The 16,707-nt window shown below is 75.2% G+C and carries 22 protein-coding genes; 18 read left to right on the top strand and 4 right to left on the bottom strand.

Annotated elements, in window-relative coordinates; genetic code table 11:
• The first annotated feature begins 12 nt into the window (after positions 1 to 12).
• The 3 genes from priA to hisF are packed head-to-tail and all read left to right on the top strand — an operon-like array spanning position 13 to position 1,951.
• Positions 13 to 738 carry a bifunctional 1-(5-phosphoribosyl)-5-((5-phosphoribosylamino)methylideneamino)imidazole-4-carboxamide isomerase/phosphoribosylanthranilate isomerase PriA gene (gene priA / locus ACFCX4_RS05960; protein WP_376139237.1) on the top strand — a complete coding sequence of 242 codons (726 nt, stop codon included), beginning with the start codon at positions 13 to 15 and terminating at the stop codon, positions 736 to 738.
• Positions 735 to 1,184 carry a RidA family protein gene (locus ACFCX4_RS05955; protein WP_376139236.1) on the top strand — a complete coding sequence of 150 codons (450 nt, stop codon included), beginning with the start codon at positions 735 to 737 and terminating at the stop codon, positions 1,182 to 1,184. Before priA ends, ACFCX4_RS05955 begins: the two co-directional genes overlap by 4 nt.
• Positions 1,181 to 1,951, top strand: coding sequence for an imidazole glycerol phosphate synthase subunit HisF (hisF, locus tag ACFCX4_RS05950; RefSeq protein WP_376139235.1), 771 nt, complete (start codon positions 1,181 to 1,183; stop codon positions 1,949 to 1,951). The genes ACFCX4_RS05955 and hisF overlap by 4 nt, the downstream gene beginning before the upstream one ends.
• Here hisF and ACFCX4_RS05945 read toward each other — a convergent pair.
• The 4 genes from ACFCX4_RS05945 to ACFCX4_RS05930 form a co-directional block, all read right to left on the bottom strand.
• A complete protein-coding gene (locus ACFCX4_RS05945; RefSeq protein WP_376139234.1) occupies positions 1,911 to 2,696 on the bottom strand; it encodes a Crp/Fnr family transcriptional regulator in 786 nt (261 codons plus the stop codon). The genes hisF and ACFCX4_RS05945 overlap by 41 nt on opposite strands.
• A gap of 131 nt (positions 2,697 to 2,827) precedes the next feature.
• Complete coding sequence (locus tag ACFCX4_RS05940; RefSeq protein WP_376139233.1) at positions 2,828 to 3,610, bottom strand: VOC family protein; 783 nt, start codon at positions 3,608 to 3,610, stop codon at positions 2,828 to 2,830.
• Between the two features lie 150 nt (positions 3,611 to 3,760).
• Complete coding sequence (locus ACFCX4_RS05935; RefSeq protein WP_376139231.1) at positions 3,761 to 4,399, bottom strand: TIGR03085 family metal-binding protein; 639 nt, start codon at positions 4,397 to 4,399, stop codon at positions 3,761 to 3,763.
• Between the two features lie 30 nt (positions 4,400 to 4,429).
• Positions 4,430 to 5,065 (bottom strand): hypothetical protein, encoded by a 636-nt coding sequence (locus ACFCX4_RS05930; protein ID WP_376139230.1) that lies wholly within the window; start codon positions 5,063 to 5,065, stop codon positions 4,430 to 4,432.
• Positions 5,066 to 5,176: 111 nt separating this feature from the next.
• Between ACFCX4_RS05930 and hisI the strand changes: the two genes are divergently transcribed.
• The 15 genes from hisI to ACFCX4_RS05855 all read left to right on the top strand — a co-directional run bounded on the left by hisI (position 5,177) and on the right by ACFCX4_RS05855 (position 16,627).
• Complete coding sequence (hisI, locus tag ACFCX4_RS05925; RefSeq protein WP_376139229.1) at positions 5,177 to 5,548, top strand: phosphoribosyl-AMP cyclohydrolase; 372 nt, start codon at positions 5,177 to 5,179, stop codon at positions 5,546 to 5,548.
• A gap of 38 nt (positions 5,549 to 5,586) precedes the next feature.
• Positions 5,587 to 7,101, top strand: a complete 1,515-nt coding sequence (locus tag ACFCX4_RS05920) for an anthranilate synthase component I (protein WP_376139228.1) — start codon at positions 5,587 to 5,589, stop codon at positions 7,099 to 7,101.
• Between the two features lie 46 nt (positions 7,102 to 7,147).
• Positions 7,148 to 7,588: a hypothetical protein gene (locus ACFCX4_RS05915; protein WP_376139227.1), complete on the top strand. Its 441-nt coding sequence runs from the start codon at positions 7,148 to 7,150 to the stop codon at positions 7,586 to 7,588.
• A 20-nt stretch (positions 7,589 to 7,608) separates the two neighbouring features.
• Complete coding sequence (locus tag ACFCX4_RS05910) at positions 7,609 to 8,244, top strand: TIGR02234 family membrane protein (protein ID WP_376139225.1); 636 nt, start codon at positions 7,609 to 7,611, stop codon at positions 8,242 to 8,244.
• Positions 8,245 to 8,408: 164 nt separating this feature from the next.
• Positions 8,409 to 8,657, top strand: a complete 249-nt coding sequence (locus tag ACFCX4_RS05905) for an HGxxPAAW family protein (RefSeq protein WP_376139224.1) — start codon at positions 8,409 to 8,411, stop codon at positions 8,655 to 8,657.
• A gap of 80 nt (positions 8,658 to 8,737) precedes the next feature.
• Positions 8,738 to 9,190: a DUF2752 domain-containing protein gene (locus ACFCX4_RS05900; RefSeq protein ID WP_376139223.1), complete on the top strand. Its 453-nt coding sequence runs from the start codon at positions 8,738 to 8,740 to the stop codon at positions 9,188 to 9,190.
• A gap of 239 nt (positions 9,191 to 9,429) precedes the next feature.
• The gene (trpC, locus tag ACFCX4_RS05895; protein ID WP_376139222.1) at positions 9,430 to 10,236 is read left to right on the top strand and encodes an indole-3-glycerol phosphate synthase TrpC; all 807 of its coding nucleotides are present in this window, start codon (positions 9,430 to 9,432) and stop codon (positions 10,234 to 10,236) included.
• Positions 10,237 to 10,246: 10 nt separating this feature from the next.
• Positions 10,247 to 10,396: a tryptophan biosynthesis modulator TrpM gene (trpM, locus tag ACFCX4_RS05890; RefSeq protein ID WP_376139221.1), complete on the top strand. Its 150-nt coding sequence runs from the start codon at positions 10,247 to 10,249 to the stop codon at positions 10,394 to 10,396.
• Positions 10,397 to 10,451: 55 nt separating this feature from the next.
• Positions 10,452 to 11,711 carry a tryptophan synthase subunit beta gene (trpB, locus tag ACFCX4_RS05885; protein ID WP_376139220.1) on the top strand — a complete coding sequence of 420 codons (1,260 nt, stop codon included), beginning with the start codon at positions 10,452 to 10,454 and terminating at the stop codon, positions 11,709 to 11,711.
• Between the two features lie 2 nt (positions 11,712 to 11,713).
• Complete coding sequence (gene trpA, locus ACFCX4_RS05880; protein ID WP_376139218.1) at positions 11,714 to 12,523, top strand: tryptophan synthase subunit alpha; 810 nt, start codon at positions 11,714 to 11,716, stop codon at positions 12,521 to 12,523.
• A gap of 247 nt (positions 12,524 to 12,770) precedes the next feature.
• Positions 12,771 to 13,028 carry a hypothetical protein gene (locus tag ACFCX4_RS05875; protein ID WP_376139217.1) on the top strand — a complete coding sequence of 86 codons (258 nt, stop codon included), beginning with the start codon at positions 12,771 to 12,773 and terminating at the stop codon, positions 13,026 to 13,028.
• Between the two features lie 143 nt (positions 13,029 to 13,171).
• Positions 13,172 to 13,663: a MauE/DoxX family redox-associated membrane protein gene (locus ACFCX4_RS05870; protein ID WP_376139215.1), complete on the top strand. Its 492-nt coding sequence runs from the start codon at positions 13,172 to 13,174 to the stop codon at positions 13,661 to 13,663.
• Between the two features lie 60 nt (positions 13,664 to 13,723).
• Complete coding sequence (locus tag ACFCX4_RS05865; protein WP_376139214.1) at positions 13,724 to 14,587, top strand: DsbA family protein; 864 nt, start codon at positions 13,724 to 13,726, stop codon at positions 14,585 to 14,587.
• Positions 14,588 to 14,740: 153 nt separating this feature from the next.
• Complete coding sequence (gene lgt, locus ACFCX4_RS05860) at positions 14,741 to 15,733, top strand: prolipoprotein diacylglyceryl transferase (RefSeq protein ID WP_376139212.1); 993 nt, start codon at positions 14,741 to 14,743, stop codon at positions 15,731 to 15,733.
• Positions 15,734 to 15,904: 171 nt separating this feature from the next.
• On the top strand, positions 15,905 to 16,627 hold the full coding sequence (locus tag ACFCX4_RS05855; protein ID WP_376139258.1) for a VIT1/CCC1 transporter family protein: 723 nt from the start codon (positions 15,905 to 15,907) through the stop codon (positions 16,625 to 16,627).
• Positions 16,628 to 16,707 lie beyond the last annotated feature (80 nt).

The following is a 16,707-nucleotide window of genomic DNA, read 5'->3' as shown; positions in this document are numbered from 1 at the left end:
AGAGTTTCCACGATGAGCCGCCTCGAACTGCTTCCCGCCGTCGACGTCCGCGACGGCCGGGCCGTGCGCCTGGTCAAGGGCGCCTCCGGCACCGAGACCTCCTTCGGCGAGCCGCTCGCCGCCGCCCTGGCCTGGCAGAACGCCGGCGCCGAGTGGCTCCACCTGGTCGACCTCGACGCCGCCTTCGGCACCGGCTCCAACCGGGACCTGGTGCGCGAGGTCACCGAGACCCTCGACATCAGGGTCGAGCTGTCCGGCGGCATCCGCGACGACGCGTCGCTGGCCGCCGCGCTGGCCACCGGCTGCACCCGGGTCAACCTCGGCACCGCCGCCCTGGAGAGCCCCGAGTGGGTCGCGAAGGTCATCGCCGAGCACGGCGACCGGATCGCGGTCGGCCTGGACGTGGTCGGCACCACCCTGCGCGGCCGCGGCTGGACCAGCGACGGCGGCCAGCTCTTCGACGTCCTGGCCCGCCTGGACGCCGAGGGCTGCGCCCGCTACGTGGTCACCGACGTCAACCGGGACGGCACCCTGACCGGCCCCAACCTGCAGCTGCTGCGCGACGTCTGCGCCGCCACCGACCGCCCGGTGGTCGCCTCCGGCGGTGTCTCCTCGCTGGACGACCTGCGGGCGATCGCCGGTCTGACCGGCGAGGGAGTCGAGGGCGCGATCGTCGGCAAGGCACTCTACGAGGGCAAGTTCACCCTCGAAGAGGCCCTGGAGACTGTGTCCCGATGAGTCAGACCCCGGCCGCGCGGCGGCCCGACCGACTGACCGGCTCCTCCCCCTGGGAGGAGGAGTACGGATTCGCGCGGGCCGTCGCGGCCGGGGACTTCGTCCTCGTGTCCGGCTCCACCGCCGTCGACGCCGACGGCGTGGTCCAGTGCGAGGGCGACCCCCACGGGCAGACGCTGGCCGCCTTCGGGACGGCGCGCGCGGCCCTGGAGCGGTTCGGCCTCACCCTGGCGGACGTGGTCCGCACCCGGATGTACGTGACCCACGTCCGGGACTGCGAGGAGGTCGGCCGCGCCCACAAGTCCCTCTTCGGCGAGGTCCGCCCGGCCGCCACGATGGTGGTGGTCGAGGGCCTGGTCGACCCCCGGATGATGGTCGAGGTCGAGATCGACGCCCACCGGTCCGGGCTCGCCGAGACTCTGGAAGCTCTGGAAGGCAATCAGCCGTGACCCTCGCAGTACGTGTCATCCCCTGCCTGGACGTCGACGCCGGCCGCGTGGTCAAGGGCGTCAACTTCCAGAACCTGCGCGACGCCGGGGACCCGGTCGAGATGGCCAAGCTCTACGACGCCGAGGGCGCCGACGAGCTGACCTTCCTCGACATCACCGCCTCCTCCGGCGACCGCGGGACCACCTACGACGTGGTCCGCCGCACCGCCGAGCAGGTGTTCATCCCGCTCACCGTCGGCGGCGGCATCCGCGCCGTCGAGGACGTCGACGGGCTGCTGCGGGCCGGCGCCGACAAGGTCGGCGTCAACACCGCCGCCATCGCCCGCCCCGAGCTGGTCCGGGAGATCGCCCAGAGGTTCGGCCGCCAGGTGCTGGTGCTCTCGGTGGACGCCCGCCGCTGCCCCGAGGGCACCGAGACCGCCTCCGGGTTCGAGGTCACCACGCACGGCGGCCGCCGGGGCACCGGCCTGGACGCCGTGGAGTGGGCCGGGCGCGCCGCCGAGCTGGGCGCGGGCGAGATCCTGCTCAACTCGATGGACGCCGACGGCACCAAGGACGGCTACGACCTGGAGCTGATCCGGGCCGTCCGGGCGACCGTGTCGGTGCCGGTGATCGCCTCCGGCGGAGCCGGCCGGCTCGCCGACTTCGCCCCGGCGGTGGAGGCCGGCGCGGACGCGGTGCTGGCCGCCAGCGTCTTCCACTTCGGCGACCTGCGGATCGGCGAGGTCAAGAAGGCGCTCCAGGAGGCCGGGCACCCGGTCCGCTGACCGTCCGCCCCGCGGGCCCGGGCCGCTCACCGGCGGCCACCGCCAGCAGCCCGGGCAGCGACAGCACGACCGTGCTGCGCCGGCCGGGCCGGACCAGGCCGAGGGCGGCCAGCTCGTGCAGGGCGGCGTGCACCCGCCGTTCCCCCGCGCCGGTCAGGTCGGCCAGTTCGGCCTGGCTGAGCCCGGGGCGGACGGTGATGCCGACGCCGCCCGGGGCCGGGGTGCCGTAGCGGCGGGCGAGGTCGGCGAGCCGCTCGGCCAGCCGGGTGACCACCGGTTCCGAGGCGAGCCCGACCAGCCGCCGGGTGGTGACCCGGCCGCGGTGCACCAGGCAGCGGCAGAGCGCGATGCCGGCCGTCGGGTGGGTGCCGAGCCAGTGCAGCCAGTCGGCCTGGGAGATCCGGCGGACCGTGACCGGCCCGGCGGCGGTCACCGTCGCCGAGCGGGGCAGGCCGTCGAGCGCGGCGGTCTCGCCGACGACGTCCCCGTAGGCGCGGATGTCCAGCAGCGCGGTCGTGCCCCCGGTGTCCTCGACGGTGGCCTTGGTGAAGCCGGACAGCAGGAGCAGCACGAAGCCGCCGAGGTCGCGGCCGAGGATCAGGGTCTCGCCGCGGTCGTGCGCGCGCCGGGTGCCCAGCCGCAGGACGGCCTGCTCGGCGGCCAGCGCGGCGGGTGAGCCGTCGCGGCGCAGTTCGGCGAGCAGGGTGCCCGCGGGCCAGCTCCCGGTCGATTCCGCACGCTGCACGGCGTCACCCCTCCCCGCGCTCGTGAGGCTAGCGCAGGGCGGAGAGCGGCGGAAGGACGGGGACGCGCGGGGGCCGAAGGACGGGCGGCGGGCGGGGGCGGGGGCGGACGGGCGGTCCGGGGCCGGCCGGGTCAGGACTCCTTCGGCGGCTCGCCCTTGATCAGGGCGAACGGGGCGCCGAACGGGTCGGCCAGCCAGGCCAGCCGGCCGACGTCCGGGACGCTCTCCGGACCCATCAGCACGGTGGCGCCGGCGCCGGTGGCCCGGGCGACCACGGCGTCCACGTCGGAGGCGCCGAAGTAGGGCGTCCAGGAGGCCGGTCCGCCGTCCGCCAGCGGGGCGATCCCGCCGAAGGTGGTGGCCTGCAGCCCGCCCCCGGCCGGCGAGACCACGCGGTAGGTCATGCCGGGCGCGGGGAAGTCCTCGAACCGCCAGCCGAAGACCTGCTCGTAGAAGGCGAAGCCCGCGTCCACCGAGCCGGTGTGCAGCTCGACCCAGATCAGCGCGCCGTCCTCGGAGACGGTGTCCAGGCCGGTGACCGCGCCGGGCTGCCAGACGGCGAACCGGGCGCCCTGGGGGTCGGTCAGCTGGGCCGTCCGCCCGGCGTCCATCACGTCGAAGGCCGGGACCCGGACGGTGCCGCCGGCCTCCTGGACGGCCCGGGCGGCGGCCCCGGCGTCCGCCGTGCGGAAGTACGTGGTCCAGGCGGAGCCGGCCCCCTCCTCGGTGAGCGGGCCGACGGCGGCGACCGTGCGGCCGTCCTGCTGGAGGAAGCCGTAGCCGCCGGCCTCCGGGCCGGCCGACCGGAAGGTCCAGCCGAAGACCGTTCCGTAGAAGGCCGCGGCGGCCGCCGGGTCCGGGCTGCCGAGGTCGATCCAGCAGGGGGAGCCGGCCGGGAATTCGGTGGTGATCATGGTGGCGCGTCCCTTCGGGGGAGGGGGACGGGGCGGACGGCCGGGCGGGCCGCCGGGCGGGCCCGGCAGCGCCCCTCCCGGCCATCTGCGAGTCTGCACCCCACCGCCGGCATCCGCAGCCGGGGAGGCCGCGGGGGCGTCCGGCCGGTCCTACGGCAGCGGCAGGACGTGGCGCAGCGCCTCGACGGCGTCCCGGGGGCCGTCCACCGTCAGCTCGGTGCGGGCGCCGCGGCCGAAGGCGAACAGCACCAGCTCGCCCGGCTCGCCGGTGATCCGCACGACCGGCGGACCGGCCGGACCGGCCGCCGTGCTCCGGCCGTCCGGCCGGCACAGCTCCAGCCGCACCGGGGAGCGGCGGCCCGCCTCCAGACGGGCGATCAGCGGCAGCCGGCGCCAGAGCGCCTCGGCCCGGCCGTCCGGCACGGACCGCGGCCGCGGGTCGTCGCCGGCCCGGGCGACGTCCTCGGCGTGCACGAAGTACTCGACGGTGTTGGCCGCCTCGTCCGCGCCCGGCAGCGAGAACGGCGAGAACAGCGGCGGGCCGGAGCGGAACAGCCGCACCAGCTCCTCGTAGGGGCGGGCGGCGTAGGACTCCTGCACCCGGTCGGTCCAGCCCGCCAACGGGCCGATCCGGATGCCGGCGGCGGCGTCCGGCCGCCGTTCGCGGATCACCAGGTGGGCGGCGAGGTCCCGGGTGGACCACCCGGCGCAGAGGGTGGGTGCGTCCGGTCCGGCGGCGGCCAGCAGCGCGGCCAGCCGGTGGCGCTCGGCGAGGGCGTGGTTCGACATGCGGTCAAGAGTAGGAGCACGGAGGGCCGTTCAGCGCAGCCGGCCGGTGAGCTTGGTGCCCTCGGGCCGGTTGCCGGCCGTCAGGATGCAGGTGTAGTCGCGCCAGCCCTGCTGGTAGAAGGCGTGGCTGGGGCCCACCGGGTAGCTGTAGTACGGTCCGCCGCCGCCCTGCCGGGCCTCGGCGGCGGCCTGGGCCTCCTTGCAGCCGTCCCGCATCGCGTTGGCGATCTGGTAGTCGCCGGTCAGCCCCTCCGGCAGCAGCTGGTCGGCGACCGCCTCGCCGTCGTGCTTCTCCTCGCAGGGGCGGGCCTCCGGCCTGGTGACCTTCTTGTTCAGCTGCGGGTGGTCCAGGCAGGTGCCGACGGCGAAGAAGGCGTACGGCACGGTCCTGGTGGGCGTCGGGGTGGGGGTCGGCGTCGGGGTGGGGGTCGGCGTGGGCGTGGGCGTCGGGGTGACGGAGGGGGAGGGCGGCGGCGGCTTCGGGGCCGGGTCGTCCCCGGGCCACAGCAGCACGGTCGCCACCACGGCGAGCAGCAGCACCAGCACGGCCGCCACGCCGGCCAGCAGGCCCCGGGACGGCCCGGTGCCGGCGGCGTCCCCCGGACGGGGCCGGTCGTCGCCGCCCGGCGGTTCGGCGGGTCCGGCGGAGTGCTGCTCGGAGGTCATGACCACGAGAATGGCGCAGAACGGGCCGGTCCGGCAGGCGGTTGGCACAACTCGTCCCATCCGATGGTCGGCCCGGCCGGGCGGCCGGACCGGGCTGACACAATGGGCCCCATGTCCACCTCACCCGCCGCCCCCGGTTCCACCGCCCTGGCCCCCGACATCGCCGCCCGTCTCAGGCGCACCGCGGACGGCCTGCTCCCCGCCGTCGCGCAGCAGTACGACACCGGCGAGGTGCTGATGCTGGGCTGGATGGACGACGAGGCGCTGCACCGCACGCTCACCACCGGCCGCTGCACCTACTGGAGCCGCAGCCGGCGCGAGTACTGGGTGAAGGGCGACACCTCGGGCCACGTCCAGGAGGTCAGGTCGGTCGCGCTGGACTGCGACGGCGACACCCTGCTGGTCAAGGTCGACCAGACCGGTGCGGCCTGCCACACCGGCGACCGCACCTGCTTCGACGCCGACGTGCTCCCGCTCGGCTGACCACCCCCCGTCCCTCCGTCAACAAGGTGCCGCCCGTCATGGATCTCGAAGCCTTCCGCAAGCTCGCCGTCGACACCCGGGTCATCCCGGTCACCCGCAGGCTCCTCGCGGACGGCCTCACCCCGATCGGCCTCTACCGCAGCCTCGCCGACGAGCGCCCCGGCACCTTCCTGCTGGAGTCCGCCGAGCAGGGGCGCAGCTGGTCGCGCTACTCCTTCGTCGGCGTCCGCAGCGCCGCCACCCTGACCGTCGGCCCGGACGGCTCCGCCCGCTGGCTCGGCACCCCGCCGGTCGGCATCCCCACCGCCGGCGACCCGCTGGAGGTGCTGCGCGCCGCACTGCAGGCCCTGCACACCCCGCGGCTGCGGGACGACGGCCTGCCCCCGCTCACCGGCGGCCTGGTCGGCTACCTCGGCTACGACGTCGTGCGGCGGCTGGAGAAGCTGCCCGACCTCAACCCGGACGACCTGAAGCTGCCCGAGCTGACCCTGCTGCTCGCCACCGACCTCGCGGTGCTCGACCACGCCGACGGCACCGTGCTGCTGATCGCCAACGCGGTCAACCACAACGACCTCGCCAGCGGTGTCGACGAGGCCCACGCGGACGCCGTGGCCCGCCTCGACGCGATGGAGGCCGACCTGCTCAAGCCGGTCGACCCGGGCCTGGCCACCTTCACCCCGACCGGCCCGGGCGAGGTCCGCTCGCCGTTCGGCGGGGCGCCCTACCGGGCGGCCGTGGAGGAGATCAAGGAGCGGATCCGGGCCGGCGAGGCGTTCCAGGTGGTGCCCTCGCAGCGCTTCGAGGCGCCCTGCCCGGCGTCCGCGCTGGACGTCTACCGGGTGCTGCGCACGACCAACCCCAGCCCGTACATGTACCTGTTCCGCTTCCCCGGGCCGGACGGCGGCGCCGAGGGCGGCTTCGACGTGGTCGGCTCCAGTCCGGAGGCGCTGGTCAAGGTCACCGACGGCGCGGCGATGCTGCACCCGATCGCCGGCACCCGGCACCGCGGCGCCACCCCGCACGAGGACGCCGGGCTGGCCGCCGAGCTGCTCGCCGACCCCAAGGAGCGGGCCGAGCACCTGATGCTGGTCGACCTCGGCCGCAACGACCTCGGGCGGGTCTGCGAACCGGGCAGCGTCGAGGTGGTCGACTTCATGCAGATCGAGCGGTACAGCCACGTCATGCACATCGTCTCCACGGTGACCGGCCGGGTCGCCGAGGGCCGCACCGCCTTCGACGTGCTGACCGCCTGCTTCCCGGCGGGCACCCTGTCCGGGGCCCCCAAGCCGCGGGCCATGCGGATCATCGAGGAGCTGGAGCCCACCCGCCGCGGCCTGTACGGCGGCTGCGTCGGCTACCTGGACTTCGCCGGGGACTCCGACACCGCGATCGCCATCCGCACCGCGGTGCTGCGGGACGGCACCGCGTACGTCCAGGCCGGCGCCGGCGTGGTGGCCGACTCCGACCCGCACGGCGAGGACACCGAATGCCGCAACAAGGCCGCCGCCGTCCTGCGGGCGGTCGCCACGGCGAATACGCTGCGTACGCCGTAGGGCCCGGCGCACCCGGCGGGCCCGCCGCAGCGGAAGGGACAGCGGGATGCCGGACGTGCAGCGGCGGATCGTGGCCGTCGCCAGGGAGCAGCTCCTGCGGCAGCCGGGCGGTCACGGCGGGGTCCTCACCGAGGCGGGACCGGGGGGCCGGACGGCCGCGCTGGTGGTGCTCGCCCGCGGCGCGGTGACGGACGCCGCCGGGCGGTACCGGCCCGGGGACGCCGTGGTGGTGCTGGAGGCCGGGCCGGAGCCGGCCGGGCGGCACCGGGCCCACGCGGACGCGGGGGTGCCGCTGTACGTCGTGGTGGACCCGGGGGAGCGGGTCTGCACGGTGCACAGCCGTCCGCTGCCCGGCGCCGGGTACCGGGAGGCGGAGCGGGTGCCGTTCGGGAACGATCTCTTCCTGCCGCTGGAGGAGGGCACCCTGGTGCTGGAGACGGGCGACTTCCCGGCCGGGCCGCCCACCCCGGGTGCGGCGGCGGGGTGAGGCCGGGGGACACTGGAGCGGTGAGCGCTGAAGCCCCTACCGACACCGTGTCCGCAGACCCCGCCTCCCCTCCCGCGCCCGCCGCGCGGGCCGGACGGCGCACGCTCGCGGTGATGCTGCTGCTCACCGTGCTGGGCGCGGTGCTGGTGCTGACCGCGGCCGGCCGGGTCTGGGCGGACGGGCTGGCGGGCACCCTGGAGGTCTCCGTCACCGGCGGGAGGATCTCCGAACTGCCCACCGGGCTGGCGCTGGTGGCGCTGGCGGCGGCGGTGGCGGTGTTCGCGGTGCGCGGCGCCGGCCGGATCGCGGTCGGGGTGCTGACGGTGCTGGCCGGGCTGGGCGCCGCGGCCTCCGCCGCGGCGGGCGCCGGGGACACCGCCGCACTGGACGCCGAGGCGGCCGCCGGGCTCGCGCTGACCGGCACGGCCGCCACCGGGGTCGGGCACACCGCCTGGCCGTGGGTGGCACTGCTGGGCGGGCTGCTGCTGGCGCTGGCCGGACTGCTGACCGTCCGGTACGGGCGCGGCTGGCCGGCCATGGGCAGCCGCTACGAGGCACCGACCGGCCGGGAGCCCCGGCGGCGGGCGCCCGCCGCGGAGACCCCGGCCGACCTGTGGAAGGCGCTGGACCGGGGCGAGGACCCGACGGCGGGCTGAGCGACCGGTGCGACCGGGCCGGGCCGGCGCGCACTGTGACGCGATAGACCCGGCACCCCCTTTGGGACGCGGGTGTGTGGCCCGGCACAATGGACGTGTCAGTGGGACACGTCAACCCGGCAGGGCCGCCCAGGCCGGCCGGGCCCGAGAAGGAGCACCATCCGATGGCAGCAGCAGCACACGGCCACACCCCCGCCGCCTGGACCGGCGTGACCATCTCGTTCATCGGCTTCGCCATCGCGGGCGTCGCGATGATCCTGCCGTCGGTGCTGCTCACCTGGGCCGGCCTGGCGGTCGTCCTGCTCGGCGGCGTGGTCGGCAAGGCCATGTCGATGGCGGGCATGGGTCGGCAGCCCAGCACCAACGTGTACACCCACGAGGAGCAGGCCGCGCTGGCCGCCGCCTCCGCCTGATCCTCCGGGACCTCCCGTGAACGGCGGCCTCCGGGCCGCCGTTTCGATTCTCCCGCGCGGGCCCCGGGACGGGCACAATCATGGGCGTGAACGCCGCCCCCGCCCCCACCGCCTCCGCCCGGCCCTCCGCGCCGCGCCGGCTGGTGCCGCCGCTGGCCGCCGTGGCCGCGGTGGCCGCCCCCGCCGGGTACGTCGCCGCGGTGGACCCGAACGCCCCCGGGCACTACCCGGACTGTCCCTTCCTGGCGGCCACCGGCTGGTGGTGCCCCGGCTGCGGCGGTCTGCGCTGCGTGCACGCGCTGACCCACGGGGACCTCAGCGCCGCGCTGCACGACAACGCCGTCGCGGTGCTGCTGTTCGCCGTGCTGGCGGTGCTCTGGGCGCGCTGGCTCTGGGCGGCGCTGCGCGGCCTGCCGGGCCCGCGGCTCGTGCTCGGGGCCCGGCGCTGGGTGCTGGTGGGGTTGCTGGTGCTGGTCTTCACGGTGGTCCGCAACCTCCCGGTCGGCGCGGGCCTGGCGCCGCCGCCGGTCTGATCCGTACGCGGCGGGAACGGTTTTCCGCCGGTCTTCACCGGTCGCCCGGCCGCCCCCGGCCGGTGACGGAGGTGTGAAGCCGCAGCTCGCGGGCCCGGCTCGGGGGTTCACCCGGTGAGACGCGCGCCGGGTGGATGCGCCCTGCGCTCCCCCGTGCCGATACCATCGAAGGGCCGGAGGTCCACCGACCGTCCGGCTCCTCGCCAGGTCGTACTGGCAAACATGATGGGGGCGCCCGAGTGAGTGTGCTCGACTCGATCGTCGAAGGGGTCCGCGAGGACCTCGCCGAGCGGCAGTCCCGGGTCTCGCTGGACGAGCTCAAGGAGCTCGCCGCCAAGGCGCCGGACGCCAAGGACGGCGTGGCCGCGCTGCGCGGCGACGGCATCCGGGTCATCTGCGAGGTCAAGCGTTCCAGCCCCTCCAAGGGCGCGCTGGCCACGATCGCGGACCCGGCGGCCCTGGCGACCGACTACGCGGCCGGCGGTGCCGCCGCGATCAGCGTGCTGACCGAGCAGCGCCGTTTCGGCGGGTCGCTGGCCGACCTGGACGCCGTCCGGGCCGCCGTCGACACCCCGCTGCTCCGCAAGGACTTCATCGTCACCGCCTACCAGCTGTGGGAGGCCCGCGCGCACGGCGCGGACCTGGCGCTGCTGATCGTCGCGGCGCTCGACCAGCCGGCCCTGGTGTCGCTGATCGAGCGGGCCGGGTCGATCGGGCTCACCCCGCTGGTCGAGGTGCACGACGAGGAGGAGATCAAGCGCGCGGTGGACGCCGGCGCGCGGATCATCGGCGTCAACGCCCGCAACCTCAAGACCCTTGAGGTGGACCGGAACACCTTCGCCAACGTCGTCCACGCCATCCCGGACGACGTCGTCAAGGTCGCCGAGTCCGGGGTCCGCGGCCCGCTGGACGTGATCTCCTACGCCAACCTGGGCGCGGACGCGGTGCTGGTCGGCGAGTCCCTGGTGACCGGCAAGGACCCGCGGGCCGCCGTGGCCGACCTGGTCGCGGCCGGTGCCCACCCGGCGATCCGGCACAAGGACTGATCCCGCCGCCATGAAGATCGCCACCCGACTCGCCCCCGGCTGCCGCCCGCGCGGCTGCCGCGCGCCCGCACGCCGGGTGCTGGGGCGGCGGGTGCGGTACGTCATCGGCTGCGAGCCCGGACAGGTCCCCGGCCGGCGATGGCGCGGTACGCCCGGCTGACCGCAGCCGGCAGACGTCACCGTCATCCGTCGTCATCTTCCCGAGGGACTTCACCATGTCCGAAAGGTCCGACCAGGACTACCTGCCCGGTGCCGAGGTGCCGGACGCGCGCGGCTACTTCGGCGCGTACGGCGGCCGCTTCATCCCGGAGGCGCTCGTCGCCGCCGTGGAGCAGGTCGCCGAGGAGTACGAGAAGGCCAAGGCCGACCCGGCCTTCGCCGCCGAGCTCGACGCGCTGCTCAAGGACTACACCGGCCGCCCCAGCCCGCTGACCGACGTGCGGCGGTTCTCCGCCGAGGCCGGCGGCGCGCGGATCCTCCTCAAGCGCGAGGACCTCAACCACACCGGCTCGCACAAGATCAACAACGTGCTGGGCCAGGCGCTGCTCACCCGGCGGATGGGCAAGACCCGGATCATCGCCGAGACCGGGGCCGGCCAGCACGGCGTGGCCACCGCGACCGCGTGCGCCCTGTTCGGCTTCGACTGCACCATCTACATGGGCGAGGTCGACACCCGGCGGCAGGCGCTGAACGTCGCCCGGATGCGGATGCTCGGCGCCGAGGTGGTCGCCGTGACCTCCGGCAGCCGCACCCTCAAGGACGCCATCAACGAGGCGTTCCGCGACTGGGTCGCCAACGTCGACTCCACCCACTACCTGTTCGGCACCGTGGCCGGCCCGCACCCCTTCCCGATGATGGTCCGGGACTTCCACCGGGTGATCGGCGTGGAGGCGCGCGAGCAGGTGCTGGAGCGCACCGGGCGGCTGCCCGACGCCGTCGTCGCCTGCGTCGGCGGCGGCTCCAACGCGATGGGCATCTTCCACGAGTTCATCCCGGACGCCGGGGTGCGCCTGATCGGCTGCGAGGCGGCCGGCGAGGGCGCCGAGACCCCGCGGCACGCGGCCACCCTCACCAAGGGCGACCCGGGCGTGCTGCACGGCTCGCGCACCTACGTCCTCCAGGACGAGGACGGCCAGACCATCGAGTCGCACTCGATCTCGGCCGGCCTCGACTACCCGGGCGTCGGCCCGGAGCACGCCTGGCTGAAGGACACCGGCCGGGCCGAGTACCGCCCGGTCACCGACGACGCCGCCATGCAGGCACTGCGGCTGCTGTCCCGCACCGAGGGCATCATCCCGGCCATCGAGAGCGCCCACGCGCTGGCCGGTGCCCTGGAGCTGGGCCGCGAGCTCGGTCCCGGGGCCACCGTCCTGGTCTCGCTCTCCGGGCGAGGGGACAAGGACATGCACACCGCCGCCGAGTACTTCGGCCTCTACGACGAGCCGGGCGCCGGCTCCGCCCACGGGGGTAACTGACCATGGCTTCGAAGCTCAGTGGCATCCTGGCCGCCGCCGCGGCGCAGGACCGCGCCGCGCTGATCGGCTACCTGCCGGCCGGCTTCCCCTCGGTGGACGGCGGCGTCCGCGCCGTCAACGCGCTGATCGAGGGCGGCTGCGACATCGTCGAGGTCGGCCTGCCGCACTCGGACCCGGTGCTGGACGGCCCGACCATCCAGACCGCCGACGACATCGCGCTCCGGGGCGGGGTGCGGATCAAGGACGTGCTGCGCACCGTCCAGGAGGTCGCCGCGGCGCACCCCGCCGCGGCGGTGCTGGTGATGACGTACTGGAACCCGGTGGACCGGTACGGGGCCGCGCGGTTCGCCGCCGACCTCGCGGCGGCCGGCGGGGCGGGCTGCATCCTGCCGGACCTGCCGGTGGAGGAGTCCGAGGAGTGGCGCAAGGCGGCCGGGGAGCACGGTCTGGACACCGTGTTCGTGGTCGCGCCGAGCAGCAAGGACGCACGGCTGGCCGAGGTCACGGCGGCCGGCAGCGGCTTCGTGTACGCGGCCGCGGTGATGGGCGTGACCGGCAGCCGGGCGCAGGTCGGCGAGCTGGCCGAGGACCTGGTCGCCCGGACCAGGGCCACCACCGAGCTGCCGGTCTGCGTCGGCCTCGGGGTGTCCACCCCCGAGCAGGCCGCGCAGGTGGCCCGGTTCGCCGACGGCGTGATCGTCGGCTCGGCGTTCGTGCAGCGGATCCTGGACGCGGACGGCGACGAGTCCGCCGCGCTGGCGGCGGTGCGCGAGCTGGCCGGGGAACTGGCGCAGGGCGTGCGCCGGAGCTAGGGCGTGTCCTGTGGATCACTGCCGGGTCCGCGCAGATCCACAGGACACGCCCTGGCGCCTCCGCCAGGTCCGTGCGGCGGCCCGTCACCCCTCGGGGGTGGCGGGCCGCCGTCGTTCTCCGGGGAGCCGACCCGAACGGGTGAACAGTGCCGGGCACACGCATCAGCGGGGGTTGACCGGCGTTGAGTGGAGGGACGAGTGCGGGCACCACGTGCCCGGGGGCGGAGCGAGCGGAGGGAGTCGGCCGGTGCCCGGTCTGCATCGAGCCGTGCTGCTGCGGGCGGCGGCCGCCGCGCTGGCGCTCGGCGCCGCGCTCGGGGCCCAGTCCGCGGTCGGTCCCGCGCTGGCCAGGCGCGGTGTGGAGAAGGCCGAGCGGGACGCGTACGTGTGCGCGGAGGCGGCCCGGACGGAGGCGGTGGCGCGGGCCGCCCGCGCGGAGCCGCAGGGGCGGCCGGACCGCTCCGGGGACGGGCCGTACGACCTGGGCCGGGCGCCGGGCTGTTAGGGCCCGTGTCCCGCGGACCACCGCCGGGCCCCGGTCCCTCACCCCCAGGGGTGACGGCGCTTCGGGGCGGCATGCCCCTCACTCTTTCGGATTGACTCCGGAATGCGGGGAAACCAGGCGTCACCGGAAACGGTTCACAGGGCGTGACGGTGTTTCCCGAGGGGGTGGTCCGGATGGCCGGACCGGCGACGGAGTGGATCGGTACGGCCGCCCGGCTGGGCCTGGCGCTGGTCTGGGGCTGGGCCGGGCTGGCGAAGATCGCCGACCCGGCGGAGGCCGCCCAGGCCGTGCGCGCGTACGAGATCCTGCCCGAGTCCCTGGTCAAACCGGTGGGTCACGGCCTGCCCTTCCTGGAGCTGGCGCTCGCGCTGCTGCTGGTGGTCGGCCTGGCCGTGCGGCTCTCCGCGGCGGTCTCGGCGGTGCTGCTGCTCGCCTTCATCGGCGGCATCGCCTCCGCCTGGGCCCGCGGCATCTCGATCGACTGCGGCTGCTTCGGCGGCGGCGGGACGGTCGACGCCTCCCGGACCGAGTACCTGCAGGAGATCCTGCGCGACACCGGGTTCCTGCTGGCGGCCGGCTGGCTGGTCCTGCGTCCCCGCACGAAGTTCTCGGTGGACGGCCTGCTGGCGCGCTGAGCGCCCGGTCCGCCGCCGCACCGACCCCCCCACCCACGAACCTGGAATGTCCAAAGGCTGATGAGCGACAAGAACCGAGAAGGCAAGCGCAACGCCCGTGAGCGGATGCTGGCGGAACGGGCCGAGGAGGAGGCCCGCGGCCGGCGGAAGAAGAAGCTGATCGTCGGCGGGGTGGCCCTCGCGGTGATCGCGGCCGCCGTGGTCACCGGCGTGGTGGTGCAGGACCAGCGCTCCACACCGGAGACCCCCACCGCCGCACCGACCGGCGCGATCGGGGACAAGAACCTGATCATCCCGGTCGGCTCGGACAACGCGCCGTCCGTGCTCACCGTCTACGAGGACCCGCGCTGCCCGGCCTGCGGCATCTTCGAGCGCGAGTTCTCGCCCACCATCAGCCAGCTGGAGGACGCGGGCAAGATCTACACCAACTACCACATCGTCTCGTTCATCGACCGGGCCGTGCCGGGCAAGGGCTCCAAGTACGGCGCCAACGCGCTCGCCTGCGCCCAGGACGCCGGGCACTTCCGGGACTACCACGACGTGCTCTACCGCAACCAGCCGGACGAGACCAACGACGCGTTCGGCGACAAGGCGGTCCTGATCAACCTCGCCCGGCAGGTCGACGGCCTGGTCACCCCGGCCTTCGAGGCCTGCGTCAACGACGTGAAGTACGGCGGATGGGTGTCGGCGGTGCAGCAGGACTTCGACAAGTCCAGCTTCAAGTCCACCCCGACCGTGCTGCTCAACGGGCAGCCGGTCTACCCGAAGTACAACAACGAGGAGATCACCCCGGCGAACCTGGTGAAGTGGGTGGACGCCGCCAACCAGGGCAAGCAACTCGGCACCCCGGGCAGCCACGGCCAGTCCCCGGCGCCCACCAGCACCGCCTCGGAGAGCAACAACCCCTCACCGAAGGCCGGCTGAGTCCGGCGCGTACGCTGCGGGGTGGCCGCCGTCCCCTCCCCGTCCGGAGGGGGTGGCGGCGGGCCGTGCTCCGGGCCCGCGCCGATCCGTTCCCGTTTGTGACCCGCCGGGGTGTCCTGGACGGGCCGTCGACCCTGTAGCGTCGGAGCTGCCATGGATATCGCCTACATTCCCAGCCCGTCGCGGGGGGTCCTCCAACTCGGACCGATCCCGCTGCGCGCCTACGCCTTCTGCATCATCCTCGGTGTCGTCGTCGCCGTCTGGCTCGGCAGCAAGCGCTGGGTCGCCCGCGGCGGCGGTCGGCACACCGTCGGTGACATCGCGGTCTGGGCCGTGCCGTTCGGCCTGGTCGGCGGCCGTCTCTACCACGTGATCACCGACCACCAGCTGTACTTCGGCGAGGGCCGCAACCCCTGGAACGCCTTCAAGATCTGGGAGGGCGGCCTCGGCATCTGGGGCGCGATCGCGCTGGGCGCGGTCGGCGCCTGGATCGGTGCCCGCCGGCGCGGTGTCCCGCTGCCCGCCTACGCCGACGCGATCGCCCCGGGCATCGCGCTCGCGCAGGCGCTCGGCCGCTGGGGCAACTGGTTCAACCAGGAGCTGTACGGCCGCGAGACCACCCTGCCCTGGGGCCTGGAGATCGACAAGACGCTGCCCAGCGGCGAGAAGGTCACCGGGATCTACCACCCGACCTTCCTCTACGAGTCGCTCTGGTGCGTGGCCGTCGCGCTGCTGGTGATCTGGGCGGACCGGCGGTTCACCCTGGGCCACGGCCGGGTCTTCGCGCTGTACGTGGCCGGGTACACGGTGGGCCGGTTCTGGACCGAGTGGCTGCGGATCGACGACGCCCACGTGATCGGCGGGCTGCGGCTGAACGACTGGGTGGCGATCGTCGTCTTCCTCGCCGCCGTGGCGTACTTCGTGATCGTCGGCAGGAAGCGGCCCGGCCGCGAGGACCCGGCGGGCATCGACCCGACGGCGAACGCCGAGGAGGCCGCGCCGGCGGACGCCGACACCCCGGCGGAGCGGTCCGAGTCCGTGAACGCGGCCGGCGACCTGCCGGGGGCGCAGCGCGAGGGCAAGCCCGCGGACGCGCTCGCCGAGAAGCTCGACAAGCTGGAGAAGGGCGCCAAGAACCCCGCCTGACCAGCACCGACCCGGCTCCCGGCCGCCCCGAGCACCCCGTGCGAAGGGCGGCCGGAGCCATGTTCGGACAGCCTTGCTTTGCTGGAAATGACCAGCTCAAGCGGGCTACGGTCGGTCACTGAGCCGATCGGACCAACAGGACGGAGGGGAACGGCCGTGACTGCGACCACCCTGGACACCGACACCGGGCAGCAGCCCCGGATACCCGCCGCCGGGCACCACCGGGACGTCAACGGCGGCTGGCTGCGGCCGGCGGTGTTCGGCGCGATGGACGGCCTGGTCTCCAACTTCGCGCTGATGACCGGTGTGGTCGGCGGCGCGGTGTCCCACAGCACGGTGGTGCTCACCGGACTCGCCGGGCTGGCGGCGGGTGCCTGCTCGATGGCGGCGGGCGAGTACACCTCGGTGGCCTCCCAGCGGGAGCTGGTGCAGGCCGAGATCGAGGTCGAGCGTCTGGAGCTGCGCCGCAACCCGCACGGTGAGCTGGCCGAACTGGCCCAGCTGTACGTCGAGCGGGGGGTGGACCCGGAGCTGGCCCACGCGGTGGCGCGGCAGCTGTCCGCGGACCCGGACCGGACGCTGGAGGTCCACGCCCGGGAGGAGCTGGGCGTCGACCCCAACGACCTGCCCTCGCCGTGGGTGGCGGCCGGATCCTCGTTCGTCTGCTTCGCGGCCGGCGCGCTGCTGCCGCTGCTGCCCTACCTGCTGGGCGCGGCCTCGCTGCTGCCGGCGCTGCTGCTGTCGGCGGCGGGGCTGTTCCTCTGCGGGGCCGTGGTGGCCCGGGTGACGGCGCGCAGCTGGTGGTTCAGCGGGGTGCGGCAGCTGGCGCTGGGCGGGGCGGCGGCCGGGGTGACGTACCTGCTGGGGATGCTGATCGGCGGGCAGGTGGGCTGACCCGCGGCCGGTCCACCGGCGCCGTCCGGAGCGGCCCGGGGGCGGCCCGAGGGGGCCGGGGCCGGGCCGAAGGGGTGGCG

Origin of the sequence: Kitasatospora sp. NPDC056327 (assembly GCF_042261735.1) — a bacterium.
Taxonomy (GTDB): Bacteria; Actinomycetota; Actinomycetes; order Streptomycetales; family Streptomycetaceae; genus Kitasatospora.
Note: the sequence above shows the minus strand (reverse complement) of the source record. Positions and strands in the feature narration are given on the sequence as shown.